The following is a 19,227-nucleotide window of genomic DNA, read 5'->3' as shown; positions in this document are numbered from 1 at the left end:
ATGTACGAAAATACTTTTCCTAATAAACGTTATAAACATACTATTGAGTTTTTAGAAAGTTTAATTTCTAAAAAAGAAACTATTTTAGATTTAGGTGTCGAAAATCCTTTCTCTAAGATTATGAAAGAACGAGGGTATGAAGTTAAAAACACTAATGGAGAAGATTTAGATTTAGATCATTCTACACTAAAATCTGAAGAGTATACAGTAACCACTGCTTTTGAAATTTTTGAACATTTACTAGCTCCTTTAGAGATTCTTAGAAACTTAAAAAGCGATAAATTAGTTGCCTCTATACCTATGCGTTTATGGTTTGCTCCTGCATACAGAAGTAAAACCGACAAATGGGATAGACATTACCATGAGTTTGAAGACTGGCAATTTGATTGGTTATTAGAAAAGGCTGGTTGGAAAATCATTAAACGTGAAAAGTTTACCAATCCGGTTAATAAAATTGGTATCAGACCTTTGTTAAGAAAGTTTACGCCTAGATACTATTTGGTGTATGCAGAAAAAGTAAAATAGTTATTTGAACTACTACATTGTCATACCTGCCCATAATGAAGCTAAGTACATTAGCTCGACACTAGATAGCATTTTATCTCAAACAGTATTACCTAAACAAGTAATCGTGGTAAACGATAATTCTACAGATAACACCGCTAATATTATTGGTGGTTATGTAGAAAAACATTCTTTTATAAGTTTAGTTAATAACCTTTCAACTAACCAACACTTACCGGGTAGTAAAGTTATTCAAGCATTCAATAAAGGTTTGAAAAAATTAGATGACGATTTTGACTTTATCGTCAAGCTAGATGCAGACATTATTCTACCTAACAACTACTTTGAAACACTTATCAATCACTTTCAATTAGATGATAAAATTGGAATGGTTGGCGGATTTGCTTACATAGAAAAAGATGGTAAATGGGTTTTAGAAAACCTAACTAACAAAGATCATATTAGAGGAGCATTTAAAGCTTACCGCAAACAATGTTTTAAAGATATTGGGCAATTAAAAACCTCGATGGGTTGGGATACTGTTGATGAGTTATTGGCTCAATACTATGACTGGAAGATAAAAACAGATGAGTCTTTAAAAGTAAAACACCTAAAACCAACAGGTAAAACATACAATAAAACAGCCCGATATAAGCAAGGTGAAGCTTTTTACAAACTGGGTTATGGTTTTACTTTAACCTGCATTGCTGGTATAAAATTAGCGCTACTTAAAAAGAAACCCTTCTTATTTTTTGACTACTTAAAAGGCTTTTTTAAAGCTGAAAAATCTCGAACAGAAAAACTAGTATCTCAACAAGAAGAACGCTTTATTCGCCGTTTGCGATGGCGAGGTATTAAACACAAACTAGGTCTTTAATTCATTTTTCCCTATCTTTAAGATTCACTCCCCGTAAAAATTACGCATATACCTCAAATCGTTTTTTAGTTTACTAACAGATTAAAACAAAATTTATGTGCGGAATCGTATGTGCTTTTAGTAGCAATCAAGAGGTGAATTCTCTTCGTTCTCAAGTTTTAAAAATGAGTAAAAAATTAAGGCATCGAGGGCCAGACTGGAGTGGTATTTATCAAAATGAGAATGCTATTTTAGCTCACGAACGATTGGCCATTGTAAATCCTACTTCAGGTAAGCAACCTTTATATAGCCCAGATCAGCGATATGTTTTAGCTGCTAACGGCGAAATTTATAATCACCAAGAATTAAGAAAACAGCTTAATAACGGCTATCAATTCCAAACACAATCTGATTGTGAAGTAATTCTGGCTTTATATCAGAAAAAAGGAATTGATTTTATTGACGAGATGAATGGTATCTTTGGGTTTGCCTTATACGACTCTCTAACTAACGAGTTTTTTATAGCCAGAGACCATATGGGCATAATTCCGTTATATATAGGTTGGGACAAACACGGAGTTTTATTTGTAGCTTCAGAGCTAAAAGCACTAGAAGGATATTGTAAAAAAATTGAAATATTTCCACCAGGTCACTATTGGCATAGCAAAGACGCAGCACCTAAAAAATGGTATTCTAGAGATTGGGAAGAATATAAAAATGTAAAAGACAATGCAACAAGTATAGATGAACTACATGATGCTTTAGCCAATGCGGTGAAAAGGCAATTAATGAGTGATGTTCCTTATGGAGTTTTATTATCAGGTGGCTTAGATTCATCCGTCACTTCTGCTTTAGCCAAATTATATGCAGAAAAAAGAATTGAATCTAACGATACACAAACAGCTTGGTGGCCACAACTACATTCTTTTTCAGTAGGACTAGAAGGATCTCCTGATCTAGCAGCAGCTAGAAAAGTAGCCAAACATATTGGTACGGTTCACCATGAAATCATTTTTACCATTCAAGAAGGTTTAGACGCATTAAGTGATGTTATTTATCATTTAGAAACGTACGATATTACTACCGTTAGAGCTTCTACACCCATGTACTTAATGGCAAGAGCTATTAAGGCTATGGGAATAAAAATGGTGCTATCTGGAGAAGGTGCCGATGAAATTTTTGGCGGATATCTATACTTTCACAAAGCACCTAACGCAGAAGAGTTTCATAAAGAAACGGTTCGAAAACTAAACAAATTATATGAGTACGATTGTTTGCGAGCCAACAAGTCTTTAGCTGCTTGGGGCATTGAAGGACGAGTCCCTTTTTTAGACAAAGAATTTATGGATGTAGCCATGCGTTTGAATCCAGAAGATAAAATGATTACTCCAGACAAAATGGAAAAATGGATAGTTCGTAAAGCCTTTGAAAAATATTTACCAGAAAGCGTAGCTTGGCGACAAAAAGAACAATTTTCTGATGGTGTAGGCTACAGTTGGATAGATAGTTTAAAAGAGCTTGTAAACGGATTGATTTCTGACGACCAGATGAAACAAGCTCATTTTAGGTTTCCTATTCATACACCACAAAACAAGGAAGAATATTATTACCGAAGCATTTTTGAAAAGCACTTCCCTAGTGACACTGCTGCGCTAACGGTTCCTTCTGTACCATCTGTGGCTTGTAGTTCTCCTATTGCATTAGAATGGGACGAATCTTTTAAAAATATGAACGACCCCTCTGGTAGGGCTATAGCCAATATCCATAACAAGGCTTATCAAAAAAGATCAGCGCCTAGATAGACACTGACCATTTCTTTGCACAAATAAAACTGTGGGACATTAGTTTGCTTATGTTATAAGTTATTTACTGCAACAGCATCTAATAAGATAGCATCTCTATGTGAGGTTAACATATCTAATGTAGATTGAGGTAAATTCTTTTTAGTATTAATTACTTCATTATATTCTTTAATAGCTTCTTTTTCACCTCTTAAAACCTCATCTAAAATAGCTTGCTGATTGTTTTCTGTAAAAAAAGTTTTTGCATTCATCCACATTCTATGTGTTTTCCCTAAAACACTTCCTCTCATTTCTGGAGTTTGTCCGTAAGACTTAATCTCTTCTTTTAATTGATTTCCAAATTTTTCTCGCTCTTTTTGCCTACGATTAAAAAACTTTGTCAATATTTCATTATCAACATTCTCAGCAGCAGTTTTATACCCTTGAGCTGCATCGTAATTCTTTTCTAACAATCCGTTTAATTTATCTGAAACTTCTTCTGTATAATTATTCATATTTATCTTTTTAAAATTAATGAGTCACTTTTTTATGGATGCTTCCTCAAATACCATCTATTACAGTGTGTTTACTTCTTATTCATAAAAAGAGAGATAATTAACACTACAAAACCAACACCTAAACTTATATAAGCATTTTTATTGTCTTGAGAATTAAACTCCGTAATACCTATATCTACAGAAACCTCAGGTACTACAACTCTATAAACACCATAAACTATTAATATAACGCCTACAACGGCTAACAACATTTTAATTATTTTATCCATACTACATTTTAATTAATAAAATCTTGATTTTAAAACACTTACTGTGTTTTATTATGATACAAATCTACCTTTCATTTAAAAGACTTTTTTGCTCATCTCTTTTTAATCTTTGCTCATTTCATTTTACTAACAAAAAAGTTGTTTTTTTACATCTTCTAATTTCTAGAATAGACTAACTTTATAGCAAACAACTAACCATGACTACTATTAATATCACTGCGGAAAACACAGCTGGTTCTGTAAAACAAATTCAAGAAGTAATAGGTGGGCATATTACCGAAAGGTGGGGCGAATATATTTTAAGTGTTAATAACAAATACGCTATTGGAACCATTACTTTTTTAACTTTTGAATGGGGCGGTAGTGTATTACAATATGACATTACCTTTTTAGATGATATTACAATTGTTATTGATGCTTCTGAATTTAACCCTATACATTTTACTTATACTTTAGAAGGTTATAGTCATCATAGGTTTGAACTAGAAAATAAAAAGAGAAAAATTGAGCAGTATCAATCTGTTATTATTACGAGTAAAGATGGCGGGTATAACTACTTCTATTTTGAAAAAAATGTAAAAATCAAAATCCATAGAATTCAAATAAATAGAATCAAGTTTATAAAAAAACGTTTAAACGACGCTTCTTTACTAAACCAAAACTTGTATAATGTTTTTCAAGATCAACACCATCAAAAAAAGTTTGCATACTTTGGAACCTATAATTTAAAGCTTGCCAATTTAATAAAGCAATACAATACCAATAAACAAAAAGGTATGATTCGTATTTTGATAAAAGAAGGAATCGTTTATCAAATCTTATCCGAACACATGCAACAACATGATAAAGATGTTAAGAAAAGAAAAAGACCTGCGACCAGTTTAACTAAAAAAGAAATAAGCTCTATTCGAAAAACTGCTCAAAAAATACTTAAAAATGTAGCTGAAGATTACAATGTTGAAGAACTAGCCAGTGAAATTGGTCTACCGCAATCAAAACTTCAAAAAGGATTTAAGCTTTTGTTTTCTAGAACTGTTATTGAATATATAAGACACGTTAGGTTAGAAAAATCTAGAGATTTAATGAATACTACCGATTATAATATTTCTCAAATAGTTTACTCTATTGGTTTTTCTAGCAGGAGTTATTTCTCTAAAATTTTTAAGAAGAAATACGGCATTAGCCCTAACCGATTTATGAAGAATAAGAAAAAAAATCAATCTATTTAAGAAGCTATTTTTTGAACTTTAAGCTTTATATAATAGGGCTCGTTAATTAAACTATCTATTGCCTGTTCTGTTGTGTGATTATCTAACCAAACATTTTTAAATATCTTCGGGATCTGAAGAGGCATAAACTCGTATAAATTATTAATTGTATTTAACTCCTCTACAGCTTCTGTATTAATTACCGAACACGTTATAAAGCCATCATTAGTTACATTGTATATTCCTGCAAGATAATACGGCTCTAAATTTTTATTTTCTACTAAATAATTTTCAAGTCTCCCTCTAATTAATTTATGCACATAAAAGCCCGTTACTATAATTAAACATCTTCTTTGCAGAAACGCTTCCTTATACAAAATGTTCTTTTTAATTTCTTTTTTGTTAACATGCAAAGTAAATTTAACACGCTGAAATTTCCTCCAATCCCCTTTGTAATTATTAGGTAACATTCCCCAAATTGCTTGTTTTATTTGGTTAGGATTTTCTTGAGTAATTACACATATACTTTGCTCTTTAAGTCCATTAATTTTCCTTTTAGGTTTATATAAATATGGATATACAAAATCTACTTTTGTAAAATCTCTTATCTTTTCTCTACTTGCTATATTTGATAATTTATAATTCATTATTATTCTTTTATACATTCTATAATGTAAAATTACACTCTAGAACTCTTTTATTTTTGTCCATTTGCTTTAGATTTTAACTCATTTAACAACCAAAATCCAGTAATTGTATTTGAGTTAAAATCTAAAGCAAATGAGCTAAAAAACACTGTATTAGCCCTGTATCTTTGTGGTAAACAATTATTAAACAAAAAACTTATAATATGTTACGTTGGACAATTAGCTTTATTATTATCGCAATAATCGCTGGGATTTTAGGGTTTAGCGGAATAGCAGGTGCGGCTACTGAGATAGCAAAAATCTTGTTTTTTATATTCCTAATACTTTTTATCCTTTCGCTATTAACTGGTAGAAAAAAAGTATAATTACAATAACACTCTACAATATTAATACTGTAGTTCCTATACAGTTTACTTCTTTCATAGAAAATTAAGAAACCTTACTTCTAATACTGTTTACAGTATTTACATATTGTAATAGATTCTCAAAAAGGTGTTAAAAAGTACACACCTCTACAAAAACAAGTTACTTACAATTTAAAAACATAAAAAATGAAAAATTTAATAATTGGATTATTATCCATTGGTACAGTAATGAGTATTAACGCTCAGACTGAAATTATGAAAACATCTGAAGTTAAAAAAACACAAAAAGTGACTAATCAAGGTGTTTCTTATAACACTAAAGTTAAAGTCATTACTAAAAAAACAAAAGAAAAGAAATTAGATCCTAATCAAAAACATTTATTAAATCAAAACCTTGTTGGAACGCCTGTTACTGTTGAAAAAACAATAATGATAGATAATGATTTAGATCCTTTATATGATACCAAAACTAAAGTTAAGTATTTTAAATACAAAGGAGTAAAATATGACTTTCTATTTAATGAAGAAAATGTATTAATTACATATACTTTAAACGATAAAACTATCACCTCTGCGAGAATGGTAAAATCTGTTAATAACAACTTTTATTTTGTAGAAGGTAAAGATTTTAATGGTGTAGGATATTATAATAAGGAAGGAGATTTTGTTATTGAATACAATAATAATATTTCAAATAAAAGCGAGCAGGTAGTTTTTGAAACACATAAAATGTAACCTAATACATTTATTTAATAGTTTTATAAATAAGCGAGAGTTTCTTCTCTCGCTTATTTATTTTACAATATAAAATGAGTTAGAAACAATAATATATAAGCAAAAAGAAAGCCCCGTCTGCAAGTATTTTTTGTAAAAACAATTAAAAAAAACAAATGAATTTTAGCAATACTCTTATCAAACTAAAGGAATCTTTACAAGAAAATTGGGATAACTTTATCAATCATATTCCAGAAATCATCATCGCTATTTTAATTATTATAATTGGTTTTTTATTAGCCAATGTAATTTCAAAAACCTTTAAAAGAACAGTTTCTAAAAAAAGTCAAGATCCATTAATGACTAACTTTTTAGCAAAATCACTTAAAATAGGTTTCTTAGCTTTAATAGTTATGTTAGCTTTAAAAGTATTAGGTTTAGGAGGCATTGCAGCTGGATTACTAACAGCCGCTGGTGCTTCAGCATTAATATTTGGTTTTGCCTTTAAAGATGTTGGCGAAAATTTTATTTCTGGTGTAATTCTATCATTCAACCGCCCCTTTAATGTAAATGATACAGTAATGATTGGAGACATATTTGGAAAAGTTAAAATAATGGAATTTCGTTTTACTAAACTAAAAACTTTTGACGGCAGAGATGTTTATATTCCTAATAGCGATATTATAAAAAAAGCCGTTTACAACTATACTGAAGATGGTTTTTATCGCTCTGATTTTATTGTAGGTATAGATTATGATGATGATGTAGATTTTGCTAAAGAAATTATATTAGATGTAGTAACCAAGACCAAAGGAGTTATTAATACCAATCAGCATGAATGCTTTGTTACGGTAAACGATTTAGGAGTAAGTACTGTAAATTTAAAAGTTATATTTTGGACAAAGACCAAAGAATATAAGCGAGGTGCTCTAGAAGTAAAAAGCGATGTAATTAAGCGTGTAAAAAATGTTATTAGTGAAAATGGTTTAAATATGCCTGCAGACATTAAAGAGATCAAATTGTATGGATCTCAAGATAGTATTCCTGTTCAATTAACTAAATAACCATCTGCTAGATAAATTAAGTATATAAAAAACAACCTTCTTAAAAGGAAGGTTGTTTTTTTCCCCTCAATAAACCTTACCTTTTACTCAACAAAACAATTAGCTAACTCATTCGTTATTGGAATACTATTTGATATGTCTTTACTTTGAATACAAACAGTGAATTATGAACAAACTAATAATATTATTCGGTATTCTATTTATGACCCAATCTTTAGCACAACAAGGCTTTGAAAAACACTGGAAAATAGTAGAAAATTACGAATTAGAAGGTAAAACCAAATCTGCTAACGAAGTAGTAACTACTATTTACAAAAAAGCAAAGAAAAAGAAGAATGATATTCAGCTTATTAAAAGTTTAGTCTATCTATCTAAATTCTCTTTGACTTTAGAAGAAGATTCCGAATTAAAAATTGTTCAGAAATTAGAAAACGAAATTAGTAATGCTCGTTTTCCTGCCAATGCTATTTTAACTTCTATTCTAGCCGATTTTAAATGGCAATACCTACAACAACACCGTTGGCAAATTTATAACAGAACCAAAACCGACCAGGTAAACCAAGAAGATTTTAGAACTTGGGATTTAAATACTTTGTTCACTTCTATTCATAATGATTTTAATAATTCAATTAGTAATGATGCAGGTCTACAAAACATTCCCGTTACCAATTACCGTTATTTATTAATTCAAGGAACCGATACCGAAAACCTTCGCCCTTCTTTATACGATTTACTTGCTCATAGAGCCTTACAGTTTTTTAAAACCGATGAATCTAGAATCACCAAGCCCAAAGAGCGATTTTATATAGATAATGTTGATTATTTTTCTCCATCTAATGTGTTTTCTGAACTAGTTATAGAAACCAATGATTCTATTTTTTCTAAATACCCTGTATTAAAAACCTATCAAAAACTAGAGCAATTTCACCTAGAAAAGAAACAACCTGAAGCCTTAATAGAGGCGTTTGTTGAACGCTTACAATTTGTAAAAAATAATTCTACACTCAGCAACAACAAAGAACTTTATATAGAGAGTTTAGAAAAGAGTTTACAACAATATACTTCTGGAAATTCGTATGCTTTTTTAAAAGCACATTATGCACAAGCGTTGTATGATGTAGCAAGCTTAGAATATTTACCCAAAAACAGAAAAAAGGCTTTAGATATAACCGAAGAAATTATGGAGAGCCACCCTAATACAGAAGCTTCTGTCTTAGCTCAAAACTTACAATCTATAATATTACAGCCAACTTTACAATTACAAAATGAGCAAGTGGTTCCTAGTAATTCAGCTTCAAAAGTTTGGATTCAGTTTAATAACGTAAAGGAACTTTATTTAACAGTATATCAAGTTACTTTAGATTACTCATTTTATCAATACAACTACCAAGACAGAGAAACTAAAATCAATGAGTTCTTTGCTATTCAAAAAGCTTTAGAGAGTGTTAAGGTGAATCTACCACAAAAGGGCGATTATTTTAATCATAGTACAGAAGCTTTACTACCTAAATTAGAATTAGGTAATTATATAGTTTTAGCTACTCCTAACAAAGATTTTAATAAAAATGACTTATTTGCCTATAGCTCGTTTACGGTTTCAAACCTCAGCGTTGTAGAATCTGATTATCAAGGAAAAAAGATCTTCCAAGTACTAAACAGTTCTAACGGTAAGCCCATTAATAGAGCCACCGTAAAATTTGGAAGCTCTCAAAAAAGTACCGACAAATGGGGGGAAGCTTCTTTTAGTGGAAAAAGACAAAATGATTTAGTAATAGTCTCTTACCAAAACGACAGCCTTTCTTTAGGTAAAAAGTATCATTATAATGGTTATAGAAAACCAAAAGATGACAGTAAGAAAGAACGTGCTCAAGCCTTTTTGTTTTTAGATAGAAGTATTTACAGACCTGGACAAAAAGTGCATTTTAAAGGAATTGTATTAGCTAGAAAAGATTACAAAAGTAATGTAGTATCAAATAAAGAATTCGAGGTTATTATAAGAGATGTAAACTATCAAGAAATTAAAAGCTTTGAATTAACCACTAATGATTACGGTTCTTTTTCTGAATCTTTTGAATTACCTAAAGATGTTCTTACCGGAAACTTTACTATCGAAATTCAACAAAGTGATAAACACTTTAAGCATTTTAGTAACGCATATACTAACTTTTCTGTAGAAGAATACAAGCGACCAAAGTTTGAAGTTAATTTTAATCCCGTAAAAGAAAGTTTCTCTGTTAATGACAACATCTGTGTTACAGGAACCGCTAAAGCATTATTAGGTACCAATATTAGTAATGCAAAAGTTACTTACAACATAGTTCGTAAAACTCAGTTTAATCACTGGAGGTACTGGTCTAGACATTATGACACCAATGAACAAGAAATAGCCCACGGAGAAGTTACTACCAACGACAAAGGAGAATTTGACATTAACTTTAATGCATTAGCAGACCAAACAAAAAAATCAGAAGATTTGCCTGTCTTTAACTATGAAATCACTGCTAATGTAACCGATATTAACGGAGAAACCAGAACAGCCACTACAACTGTAAAAGTAGGTTACCATAGTTTGGTTTTAGGTATCCAGACAACTCATAATTGGGATACCAATAAAGAACAAAAGATCACCATAGAGAGTAACAATTTAAACGGTGAATTTTTAGCAAGTCAGGTAACCATAAAAATTTACAAATTAAAAGCTCCGCAATACCTATTGAGAAACCGTAGGTTACCCATTGCTGATAGCCATTTATTAAGTAAAGAAGAATTTAAAAAGTATTTCCCTCACGAAGCCTATGCAAATGAAGATGATTTTAAAAACTGGGAAAAAGGAGGGCTGGTTTATGAAACAGTTTTAGATACTGAAAAGAAAAAAGAAATTGACTTAGATCTTAACAAATGGATTTCTGGAAAATATATAATAGTAGCAAAAGCAGAAGATGATACAAAACATACCATAACACAAGAAAAGTTTGTTTCGGTTTTTAATCCTAATGATAAGTACCTAACAGATAAGCAATGGTTTAACCATCAAGTACTCAATTCAAATACTGTAAAAAAGGATGGCTATATAGCAATCAAATTACAAACAGCTAGCAAAGATTTAGTGGTTTTTACAGAAGCCTTTTATAACAACGAACGTTTTTATAGAGAAGAACTAACTATTGATGGCTACCAAACCATTCGCATACCATTAGATGTTCTTAAAAAGTATCAACCTCAAAACCCCGAAGCTTATGTTAGCCTACAATTTAGTATGACTAAGCACCAAGATTTTAGATTGGTAAATGCTACGATAGATTTATCGATACCAGAAGATGAATTAGTTATAGAAACCAAAACATTTAGAGACAAGTTGCAACCGGGTTCTAAAGAAAAATGGTCATTTACTATTAAAAACAAAAAAGGTAAAAACACCCAAGCAGAAGTATTAGCTAGTATGTACGATGCTTCTCTAGACCAATTTAAACCACACAATTGGATACAACAAATTAGTATTAGAGATTATTATAGAAACGGACAGATTCACAGACATTGCAATACTTTTAAAACTGATCGATTTACCATTAAAAACCCTATTTATATTACTACAAATTCTTTCAGTAAAATACATAACAAACTAAATCACTTTGGATTTGGTTATAAATATCAATACGAACAAGAATACAATAATTATCTTTTTAATAAAGTTCCTAGAGGGAAGGGAGAGACAATAACTATTAGTGGTGTTATTGTTGATGAAAACAATTTACCGTTACCAGGAGCAACTGTGCTAATTAAAGGTTCAACAATTGGTACTAGTACTGATTTTGATGGAAAATATAGTCTACAAGCTAAAAAAGGAGATCTTGTTGAAATCTCTTATGTTGGGTATGCAACTAAATCAATTCCAGTAACAGCTAGCATTATTAATTACACACTTCAACCTGATAATAATTTAGATGAAATAGTTGTTACTGCATATGGTAAAAAAAGAAAAGCTGCAGCAATTACCGCTTCAAATCAAGTTATCTCATCAGTGAGCAGTAACGCTTCTGGCATTGCTAATTCTGAAGAAATGGAAGACAGTGAAGAACTAGATTACGGCTATGAACAGTATCCTCTTGAGGATTTAGAAGAACAATTCAAAACTATTGCGGCCCGCAAAAACCTTAACGAAACGGCTTTCTTTTATCCGCATATAAAAACAGATACAAAAGGTAACTTACAATTTGAGTTTGAATCTCCAGAAGCATTAACTAGATGGAAACTACAATTATTTGGTCATACCAAAACAGGTGTTTCAGGTAAACTACAAAAAGAAGTAGTTACCCAAAAAGAGTTAATGGTAATACCTAATCCGCCACGTTTTTTACGAGAAGGAGACAGCCTTATTTTTCAAACTAAGATTAGTAGTTTGTCAGATAAAGTTTTAAACGGACAAGCAAAACTAGAACTATACAATGCTGTAACAGGAGAAGAAATAAGTCCCAAATTAATGTCAGTTCGAGCGCAGTCGAGAGCCACTCAAGGTTTTACACTTCAGCCAAAAGGAAACACTTCTATTTCTTGGAACTTAGTTATTCCAGAAGGTATACCAGCGGTAGAATATAAAGTATTGGCTATAGCAGAAAATTTTTCAGATGGAGAGTTAAATGTATTACCGGTTTTAACCAATAAAATGTTGGTTACAGAAAGCATTCCTATTACCGTAAAAGCAAACAGTTCTAAAGAGTATAGCTTCAAAAAGTTATTAAATAACCAATCTAAAACCTTACGCAATCATCAGATTACTTTAGAATACACTACCAATCCGGCTTGGTATGCTATACAAAGTTTGCCTTATGTTATGGAATATCCGTATGAATGTGCTGAACAAACTTTTGCTCGCTACTACGGAAATGCTTTAGGAGCACATATTATGAATAGCAACCCTAAAATTAAACAAGTGTTTGATTTGTGGAAAGCTAATGGTAAATTAACTTCTAAACTAGAGCAAAACGAAGAGTTGAAGCAAATTCTAATTGCAGAAACCCCTTGGTTACGAGATGCACAGTCAGATGCTGAAAAGAAAAAACAATTAGCTTTATTATTCGATTTAGAGAAGTTGACTTCAGAAGAAAAAAGAACTATTAATAAGCTACAAAAAATGCAATTGAGCTCTGGGGCTTTCCCTTGGTTTGATGGTGGTAGAGCAAACGAACACATTACCAGACATATTGTTGCTGGTGTAGGTCATTTAAACAAATTGAATGTTCGTAATTCTTCAGATAACTTAAATTCAATAATATCTAAAGCTATTGATTATTTAGACAATGAATTCATTGTCAAACATAAAAGAGCTTTAAAACATCAGAAAGAAGCAGATATTAAAGCGAGCTATTATCATTTACATTATTTATACACAAGAAGTTTCTTTACAGACAGTCACCCGTTTTCTAAAGAAGTTCAGAAATTAGTCAACTTCTATTTACCAAGAACAAAGGAGAAATGGTTGTCTAAAACCTTACTTCAGAAGACCTTATTAGCTATAGTAAGTGAACGTTATGGAGATACTAAACTAGCTAAAACTATTTTAGAGAACTTACAAGAAACGGCTATTGTAAACGATGGAAAGGGAATGTATTGGAAAAGCAATAAAGCTGGATGGTATTGGAATGAAGCTCCTATAGAAACTCAGGCTTTAATTATAGAAGCATTTGCAGAGATAAGCAAAGACCAAGAAACCATTGAGAACTTACAAGTGTGGTTATTGAACAACAAACGTAAAAATAGTTGGGATACCACCAAAGCTACTACAGAAGCTGTTTATGCATTGTTACTTCAAGGAAACGATTGGTTGTCTGTAGAAGGATCTACAAATATTACTATTGGTAACGAGAAAATCAGTACTAAAAAGCTAGACGAAACCAAACTAGAAGCCGGTACAGGTTACATTAAAACTTCGTGGAACACCGATGAAATACAACCAAAAATGGGTTCTATAAAGATTAAGAATAAATCGGACATTACTCAATATGGAGGTTATTATTGGCAATATTTTGAACAATTAGATCAAATTACTTCAGAAACGCATAAGAGCGATATTCAGCTAAGTAAAAAATTATTCTTAAAAGAGTATACTGATGCTGGTATAGAACTTAAGAAGATTAGTGACACTAAAGATAATTCTTTGGCTATCGCCCCGCGATTAAAGGTTGGTGACTTAGTAAAAGTTAGAATTGAATTGCAGGTAAAAGACAATTTTGAGTTTGTTCATTTAAAAGATATGCGTGCCAGTACTTTTGAACCGGTTGATGTATTATCTGGTTATAAATGGCAAGACGGTTTGGGGTATTACCAAAGCACTAAAGATGTAGCTACTCATTTCTTTTTCGACTATTTACCAAAAGGCACTTATGTGTTGGAGTATGAAGTTCGAGTAAATAATTCGGGTAGTTTCTCTAACGGAATATCTACCATACAAAATATGTATGCTCCTGAATTTAGCAGCCATAGTAAAGGGATAAGGATAAACATTAATTAGTCTTAAATTTATATGGAATATAAGCGAAGAAAAAACAAGCTCCATAAGTTTTCAATTTTGTTGCCTCTTTTTACCGTTATTGGTATAGGTGTCACTACTATAATATTTACCAACTATGAAAAGAGCTGGTCTTTTAATTGGAGTGGCATAAGAAAAAATATAAAAGATTCAATTGCTATTGCAGAAATTCAGGGAATTACTAGTGGAGTTGTTGGATATTCTGGAACTTCAACACGAGACGAAATAAAACGTCGTAAATGGATTATGACAAATGCTACTGAACAAGAACTCCTTAAGTTAATTGAATACCCTAGTGGAACGGTGAAAGCTATTGCATATGAAGGATTAATCAAAAAAGAAAATTATAACGAGAAAGCAGAACTAATTTCTAAATCTATCTCTGATAATGAATTTTCAGTTTATTATCAATCAGGATGCTTAGGAAGTAAACTAAGTGTTAGTGAATATTTAATGAGGTTTGTTATCAATATTGACAATTCATATCCTACTTCGCTAGAAACAAATAATAGTTACGGACTAACAGAATTAGAAAAAAATAAAATATTGTTTAAATATCACAATAGTAAAAATTAAACCTTTTCATTTTTCTATAGTCATAGAAGTATAAACCTTTAAAATTATCACTATGAAGAATGTAATTGCAAAACTTTCGGTCTTTATTTTAGCCTTAGGGTTATTATCATTTAGTCCAAACATATCTACTATAAACGGATGGGAAGTATTAGGTAAAAAAAACGTAAATATGAAAGCAGATCATGATGTTATTATGGTAACTGCTAAAGAAGGTAGGTTTAACAAAGTAAAATTTAAAGTTACCAAAGCCCCTATTTATGTTAAAAACGTAAAAATTGTTTATGGTAATGGTTCATCAGAAAATCATGTTATTAATAGTGCTATTAAAAAGGGCATACTTACCAGAGCTATAGACTTAAAGGGAAGAAACCGAATTATTAAAAAGATTGTATTTAACTATAAAACTATTAATGTTGGTAAAGGCAGGGCTCATATAATAGCCTTGGGAAAGCATTAAACACCTATACATTTCCTTTAAAAAAGACTTACTAAAATGTAAGTCTTTTTTAATTACACATAAAACTAATTATCAACAACTTAACTTTCACCTGTTAATAATTAACACTAAATCCATCATAATATTCGATATAATTCCCTTACATTTATCATCCATGTTAAAAAAGCTAACTAATACTAAAGTATCGTACGTATCCTGTCATAGGCTACCTGAACGTTCTTTTTTTTGGAAAGGTAAACAGTTTCCTGTCTGTTCCAGATGTACAGGAATTCACTTAGGGTATTTATCTTTTCCTTTATTTTTATTTGGTGTAATACAGTTTAGTTGGTTAACAGCTTTACTTTTAATGCTTCCTACTATACTTGACGGGCTTACTCAAGCTTATTTTGCTAGAGAAAGTAACAATTGGTTGCGTTTTTCTACTGGTTTAATTGCCGGCATCGGAGCAATGTCTTTAGTTTCTTTAATTGGAATTCAAATCGGATTATTAATATTATCACTTTTTAACTAAATTATAATTTATGGAAGAAAACAATGTAAACAACCAAGAAGATTTAGGTACTGCTTTAAAAGTTGTATCATTTTGTATCCCTTTAGTAGGAGCCATTTTATACTTCGTGCATAAAAAAGATGCTCCTTTAAAATCTAAACAAGCATGTAATATGGCTTTAATTGGATTTGGAGTTGGTATTGTTATACAAGTAATTATGACAGTACTAGGTATTGGAGCTGGAGCCGCTTTACAAGGGTAAAACATATTTAGCATTCATAAAAAAGCTCGCAATTCAGCGAGCTTTTTTATTGGTATTATTTAGTGTATAAGGTTTTAAAGTGCTCACATACAATAATCATATCTTCTCTAAACTCTTCATTATAAGGAGCCATTTCTCTTTTATAATAAGCTTCATGAACTCTTTTCCAATACTCTAAAGACCGGTCTCCTTCTCCTTCTATGAAAGCAAACTCTTTAGTTATTTCATTATATGGAGTTGGATCTATTTTAGTTGTTTCTATTACCGCTTTTGCTTTACCTTCCCAATCAGTTACAATATACACATCACCTACTTTAGGCAGCTGCTCATTATTCTTTTCAAACCACCATAAAGAAGTAGCTGTTGCTTGTTTAACACCTTCTACAACCAGCTCTGCACACTCATCTGCATCCTTTTTATTATCACAGAAATAAAATGACAAAGGCAGTTCTTTATCTTTATATTTCGGGATTTTTTCCTGAAACACTTTCCATAACTCAATAACAGAAGAATCTACTTTATCCATTTCTCTTCATTTAAAAACAAAACCTAAAGGCTTACCTGAGCAACCATTTGGAAAAGAAATACCTAAAAGAGCTGAAATAGTAGGCGCAACGTCTATAATTTCTGTTTTCTGGTAAGTCTCCCCTTTCTTAATACCATTACCATAAAACAATAATGGCACATGAGTATCATAACTATTACCACTACCATGAGTAGATCCTGTTTCTGGATAAGATATTACTGAAGGCTCTAAAACAAATACCACATCACCAGAGTGTTTTGGATGGAACCCATTTTGAATTAGCTTTCCTATTCCAGTTGTAAAAGAAGTATTCATAAGGGCATCTGCAGTAAACACTTTATCTATGTGCTTAAAATCTATAATTGTTTGAGCAATAAATTCTTGAACATCATCTAAATCTTCATCGATCATTCTTATTTTCTCTTTGTTTAAGAAGACCTGATTGTTCGACACGTTTTTAATTAATCCTGTGGTTTGATACTTCTTTTTTAATGCTTCCTTTAACTGCTTTTTAAAATCATCTTTCCTAAAATAACCAGCAGGAATCTTTAATGATTTTAAATAATTTGGCACTTGAACAGCTCCATGATCTGCAGTTAGAAAAACTGTATAATTACCCTTACCTAAATCACTATCTAAAAAGTGAAATAGTCGAGATAGGTCTCTATCTAATCGCAAATAAGTATCTTGAACCTCAACAGAATTTACTCCAAACTGATGCCCTACATAGTCTGTTGACGAATAACTCAACGTAAGAAAATCAGTTACTGAATTCTGTCCTAATTGTTCATTCTTAATCGCTTCAATAGCAAAATCGGTAGTCATTTCATTACCTATAGCCGAAGCCTTAATTACATCATACCCTTTGTTACCTTTTACTTTAGATAATTGTTTCAAATCATACGGAAAGCTCACATTCTCCTTTCCCTTAAAAGCACCTTCAAAATGGTTTTCATCACTTCCGCTCTCTATATATTCTTTTATGGGCTGTAATGTATTCCACTGCTTTAAATACTGATCAGCGTTTTTATTAAACTTTGTCACCCATTTCGGCAATTCATTCATATAATGAGTACTCGTTATCCACTTACCGTCTTCTCTTCCTCTAAACCAATAAGCAGCTGAAGCGCTATGTCCGGCAGGCAAAATTGCACCTCGATCTTTTAACGCTATTCCTATTACCTTACTCTTCATTTGAGTGTGTAATCGCAATTGATCTGCTACACTAGTAGTTTTCATTCTGTTAGGAGACATCTGCTCTTTCTCTGTATTTACTCCTACAGATTTTACCGATTCATCTGAAGCACAATACACATACTTATCTGAAAACTTATCATACCAAGTATTAGATATGATACCATGATTCATAGGCGAAGTGCCTGTAAAGATTGACGCATGACCAGGTCCTGTATAAGTAGGCACATAATTGTAATGATTGTTTTTACAGTTAAAACCTTCGTTTAATAACCTATTAAAACCTCCGTCTACATACTTATCTTGAAAACGAGTTAAATAATCATAACGCATTTGATCTACCACAATACCAACCACCAATTTTGGTTGAGATTCTTGGGCACTTAAAAACATTACATTTAACAACAGTATTACTCCTAACAAATACTTTTTCATAACAAAACCATTTTATGCAAAAATATGTGTTTTATATTTAGATTCCCGTTTTCACAGGAAAGACATTTTTAGTATTTTAGCCACTCTTGAAATTCATTATGAAACAACTCCACGATTTTGGTCTATATTTTATCATGCTAAAAGATATCTTTAGCAAGTTCACTAAGTGGAGTGTACTCAGAAAGTTGATTTTTAAAGAAATTGACGACCTTATTATTGGTTCTCTAGGTATTGTTTCTTTTATTTCGTTTTTCGTAGGTGGCGTTATTGCCATTCAAACTGCTTTAAACATAGACAACCCGTTAATTCCAAAATACTTAGTTGGTTTCGCAACCAAACAAAGTGTTGTACTAGAGTTTGCCCCTACTTTCATGTCTATTATCATGGCTGGAAAAGTAGGTTCATTCATTACATCTAGTATTGGAACTATGCGAGTTACTGAACAAATTGATGCTCTAGAAGTAATGGGTATTAACTCACTAAACTACTTGGTTTTCCCTAAAATTATTTCACTTTTATTATATCCTTTTGTTATTACTATTTCTATGTTTTTAGGAATTTTAGGAGGTTGGGTTGCATGTGTTTATGGAGGATTTGCTTCTAATGAAGATTTTATTCTAGGGCTACAATACGAATTTAATTCGTTTCAGATATTCTATGCCTTTGTAAAAACGATGTTTTTTGCTTTTATATTAGCTACTATTCCTTCTTTTCATGGATACTACATGAAAGGTGGTGCTCTAGAAGTAGGAAAAGCTGCCACTTCGTCTTTTGTTTGGACCAGTGTTGTAATTATTATTGTTAATTATATTATTACTCAATTGATGCTTACTTAATT

The 19,227-nt window shown here is 31.3% G+C and carries 18 protein-coding genes; 13 read left to right on the top strand and 5 right to left on the bottom strand.

Features of this window, described 5'->3' with window-relative positions:
• The 3 genes from ACFQ1O_RS12135 to asnB all read left to right on the top strand — a co-directional run bounded on the left by ACFQ1O_RS12135 (position 1) and on the right by asnB (position 3,162).
• Positions 1-525 (top strand): methyltransferase, encoded by a 525-nt coding sequence (locus tag ACFQ1O_RS12135; protein ID WP_377716299.1) that lies wholly within the window; start codon positions 1-3, stop codon positions 523-525.
• A gap of 4 nt (positions 526-529) precedes the next feature.
• On the top strand, positions 530-1,381 hold the full coding sequence (locus tag ACFQ1O_RS12130; RefSeq protein ID WP_377716298.1) for a glycosyltransferase family 2 protein: 852 nt from the start codon (positions 530-532) through the stop codon (positions 1,379-1,381).
• Positions 1,382-1,476: 95 nt separating this feature from the next.
• Complete coding sequence (gene asnB / locus ACFQ1O_RS12125; protein ID WP_377716297.1) at positions 1,477-3,162, top strand: asparagine synthase B; 1,686 nt, start codon at positions 1,477-1,479, stop codon at positions 3,160-3,162.
• Positions 3,163-3,215: 53 nt separating this feature from the next.
• Here asnB and ACFQ1O_RS12120 read toward each other — a convergent pair whose 3' ends face one another.
• Both ACFQ1O_RS12120 and ACFQ1O_RS12115 read right to left on the bottom strand, forming a co-directional pair.
• Entirely contained in the window at positions 3,216-3,656 is a 441-nt protein-coding gene (locus tag ACFQ1O_RS12120; protein ID WP_377716296.1) for a ferritin-like domain-containing protein, read from the bottom strand.
• 71 nt (positions 3,657-3,727) lie between these two features.
• Positions 3,728-3,928, bottom strand: a complete 201-nt coding sequence (locus ACFQ1O_RS12115; RefSeq protein ID WP_377716295.1) for a hypothetical protein — start codon at positions 3,926-3,928, stop codon at positions 3,728-3,730.
• Positions 3,929-4,125: 197 nt separating this feature from the next.
• Here ACFQ1O_RS12115 and ACFQ1O_RS12110 point away from each other — a divergent pair, with 197 nt between their 5' ends.
• Positions 4,126-5,157 (top strand): helix-turn-helix domain-containing protein, encoded by a 1,032-nt coding sequence (locus tag ACFQ1O_RS12110; RefSeq protein WP_377716294.1) that lies wholly within the window; start codon positions 4,126-4,128, stop codon positions 5,155-5,157.
• Here ACFQ1O_RS12110 and ACFQ1O_RS12105 read toward each other — a convergent pair.
• The gene (locus ACFQ1O_RS12105) at positions 5,154-5,783 is read right to left on the bottom strand and encodes an SOS response-associated peptidase family protein (protein WP_377716293.1); all 630 of its coding nucleotides are present in this window, start codon (positions 5,781-5,783) and stop codon (positions 5,154-5,156) included. The genes ACFQ1O_RS12110 and ACFQ1O_RS12105 overlap by 4 nt on opposite strands.
• A gap of 203 nt (positions 5,784-5,986) precedes the next feature.
• On the opposite strand from ACFQ1O_RS12105, the gene ACFQ1O_RS12100 reads away from it, so the two are divergent.
• From ACFQ1O_RS12100 to ACFQ1O_RS12065, 8 genes are all read left to right on the top strand, one after another.
• Positions 5,987-6,148, top strand: coding sequence for a DUF1328 family protein (locus ACFQ1O_RS12100; RefSeq protein ID WP_377716292.1), 162 nt, complete (start codon positions 5,987-5,989; stop codon positions 6,146-6,148).
• 186 nt (positions 6,149-6,334) lie between these two features.
• On the top strand, positions 6,335-6,883 hold the full coding sequence (locus tag ACFQ1O_RS12095; RefSeq protein WP_377716291.1) for a hypothetical protein: 549 nt from the start codon (positions 6,335-6,337) through the stop codon (positions 6,881-6,883).
• 155 nt (positions 6,884-7,038) lie between these two features.
• Entirely contained in the window at positions 7,039-7,926 is an 888-nt protein-coding gene (locus tag ACFQ1O_RS12090) for a mechanosensitive ion channel family protein (RefSeq protein ID WP_377716290.1), read from the top strand.
• 166 nt (positions 7,927-8,092) lie between these two features.
• Positions 8,093-14,431 (top strand): alpha-2-macroglobulin family protein, encoded by a 6,339-nt coding sequence (locus tag ACFQ1O_RS12085; RefSeq protein WP_377716289.1) that lies wholly within the window; start codon positions 8,093-8,095, stop codon positions 14,429-14,431.
• Positions 14,432-14,443: 12 nt separating this feature from the next.
• Positions 14,444-15,025 carry a hypothetical protein gene (locus tag ACFQ1O_RS12080; protein ID WP_377716288.1) on the top strand — a complete coding sequence of 194 codons (582 nt, stop codon included), beginning with the start codon at positions 14,444-14,446 and terminating at the stop codon, positions 15,023-15,025.
• Positions 15,026-15,077: 52 nt separating this feature from the next.
• Entirely contained in the window at positions 15,078-15,482 is a 405-nt protein-coding gene (locus tag ACFQ1O_RS12075) for a hypothetical protein (protein WP_377716287.1), read from the top strand.
• A 154-nt stretch (positions 15,483-15,636) separates the two neighbouring features.
• Positions 15,637-15,993 (top strand): DUF2085 domain-containing protein, encoded by a 357-nt coding sequence (locus tag ACFQ1O_RS12070; RefSeq protein WP_377716286.1) that lies wholly within the window; start codon positions 15,637-15,639, stop codon positions 15,991-15,993.
• 10 nt (positions 15,994-16,003) lie between these two features.
• Positions 16,004-16,234, top strand: coding sequence for a hypothetical protein (locus ACFQ1O_RS12065; RefSeq protein ID WP_377716285.1), 231 nt, complete (start codon positions 16,004-16,006; stop codon positions 16,232-16,234).
• Positions 16,235-16,289: 55 nt separating this feature from the next.
• On the opposite strand, the gene ACFQ1O_RS12060 is transcribed toward ACFQ1O_RS12065, so the two are convergent.
• The gene (locus ACFQ1O_RS12060; RefSeq protein ID WP_377716284.1) at positions 16,290-16,760 is read right to left on the bottom strand and encodes an ASCH domain-containing protein; all 471 of its coding nucleotides are present in this window, start codon (positions 16,758-16,760) and stop codon (positions 16,290-16,292) included.
• Positions 16,761-16,766: 6 nt separating this feature from the next.
• Positions 16,767-18,389: an alkaline phosphatase PafA gene (gene pafA, locus ACFQ1O_RS12055; RefSeq protein WP_377716283.1), complete on the bottom strand. Its 1,623-nt coding sequence runs from the start codon at positions 18,387-18,389 to the stop codon at positions 16,767-16,769.
• Between the two features lie 98 nt (positions 18,390-18,487).
• On the opposite strand from pafA, the gene ACFQ1O_RS12050 reads away from it, so the two are divergent.
• On the top strand, positions 18,488-19,225 hold the full coding sequence (locus ACFQ1O_RS12050; protein ID WP_377716282.1) for an MlaE family ABC transporter permease: 738 nt from the start codon (positions 18,488-18,490) through the stop codon (positions 19,223-19,225).
• The last annotated feature ends 2 nt before the right edge of the window (positions 19,226-19,227 follow it).

It is taken from the genome of Pseudofulvibacter geojedonensis (assembly GCF_042675745.1).
Lineage (GTDB): Bacteria > Bacteroidota > Bacteroidia > Flavobacteriales > Flavobacteriaceae > Pseudofulvibacter > Pseudofulvibacter geojedonensis.
This window is presented reverse-complemented; position numbering and strand designations above follow the sequence as displayed.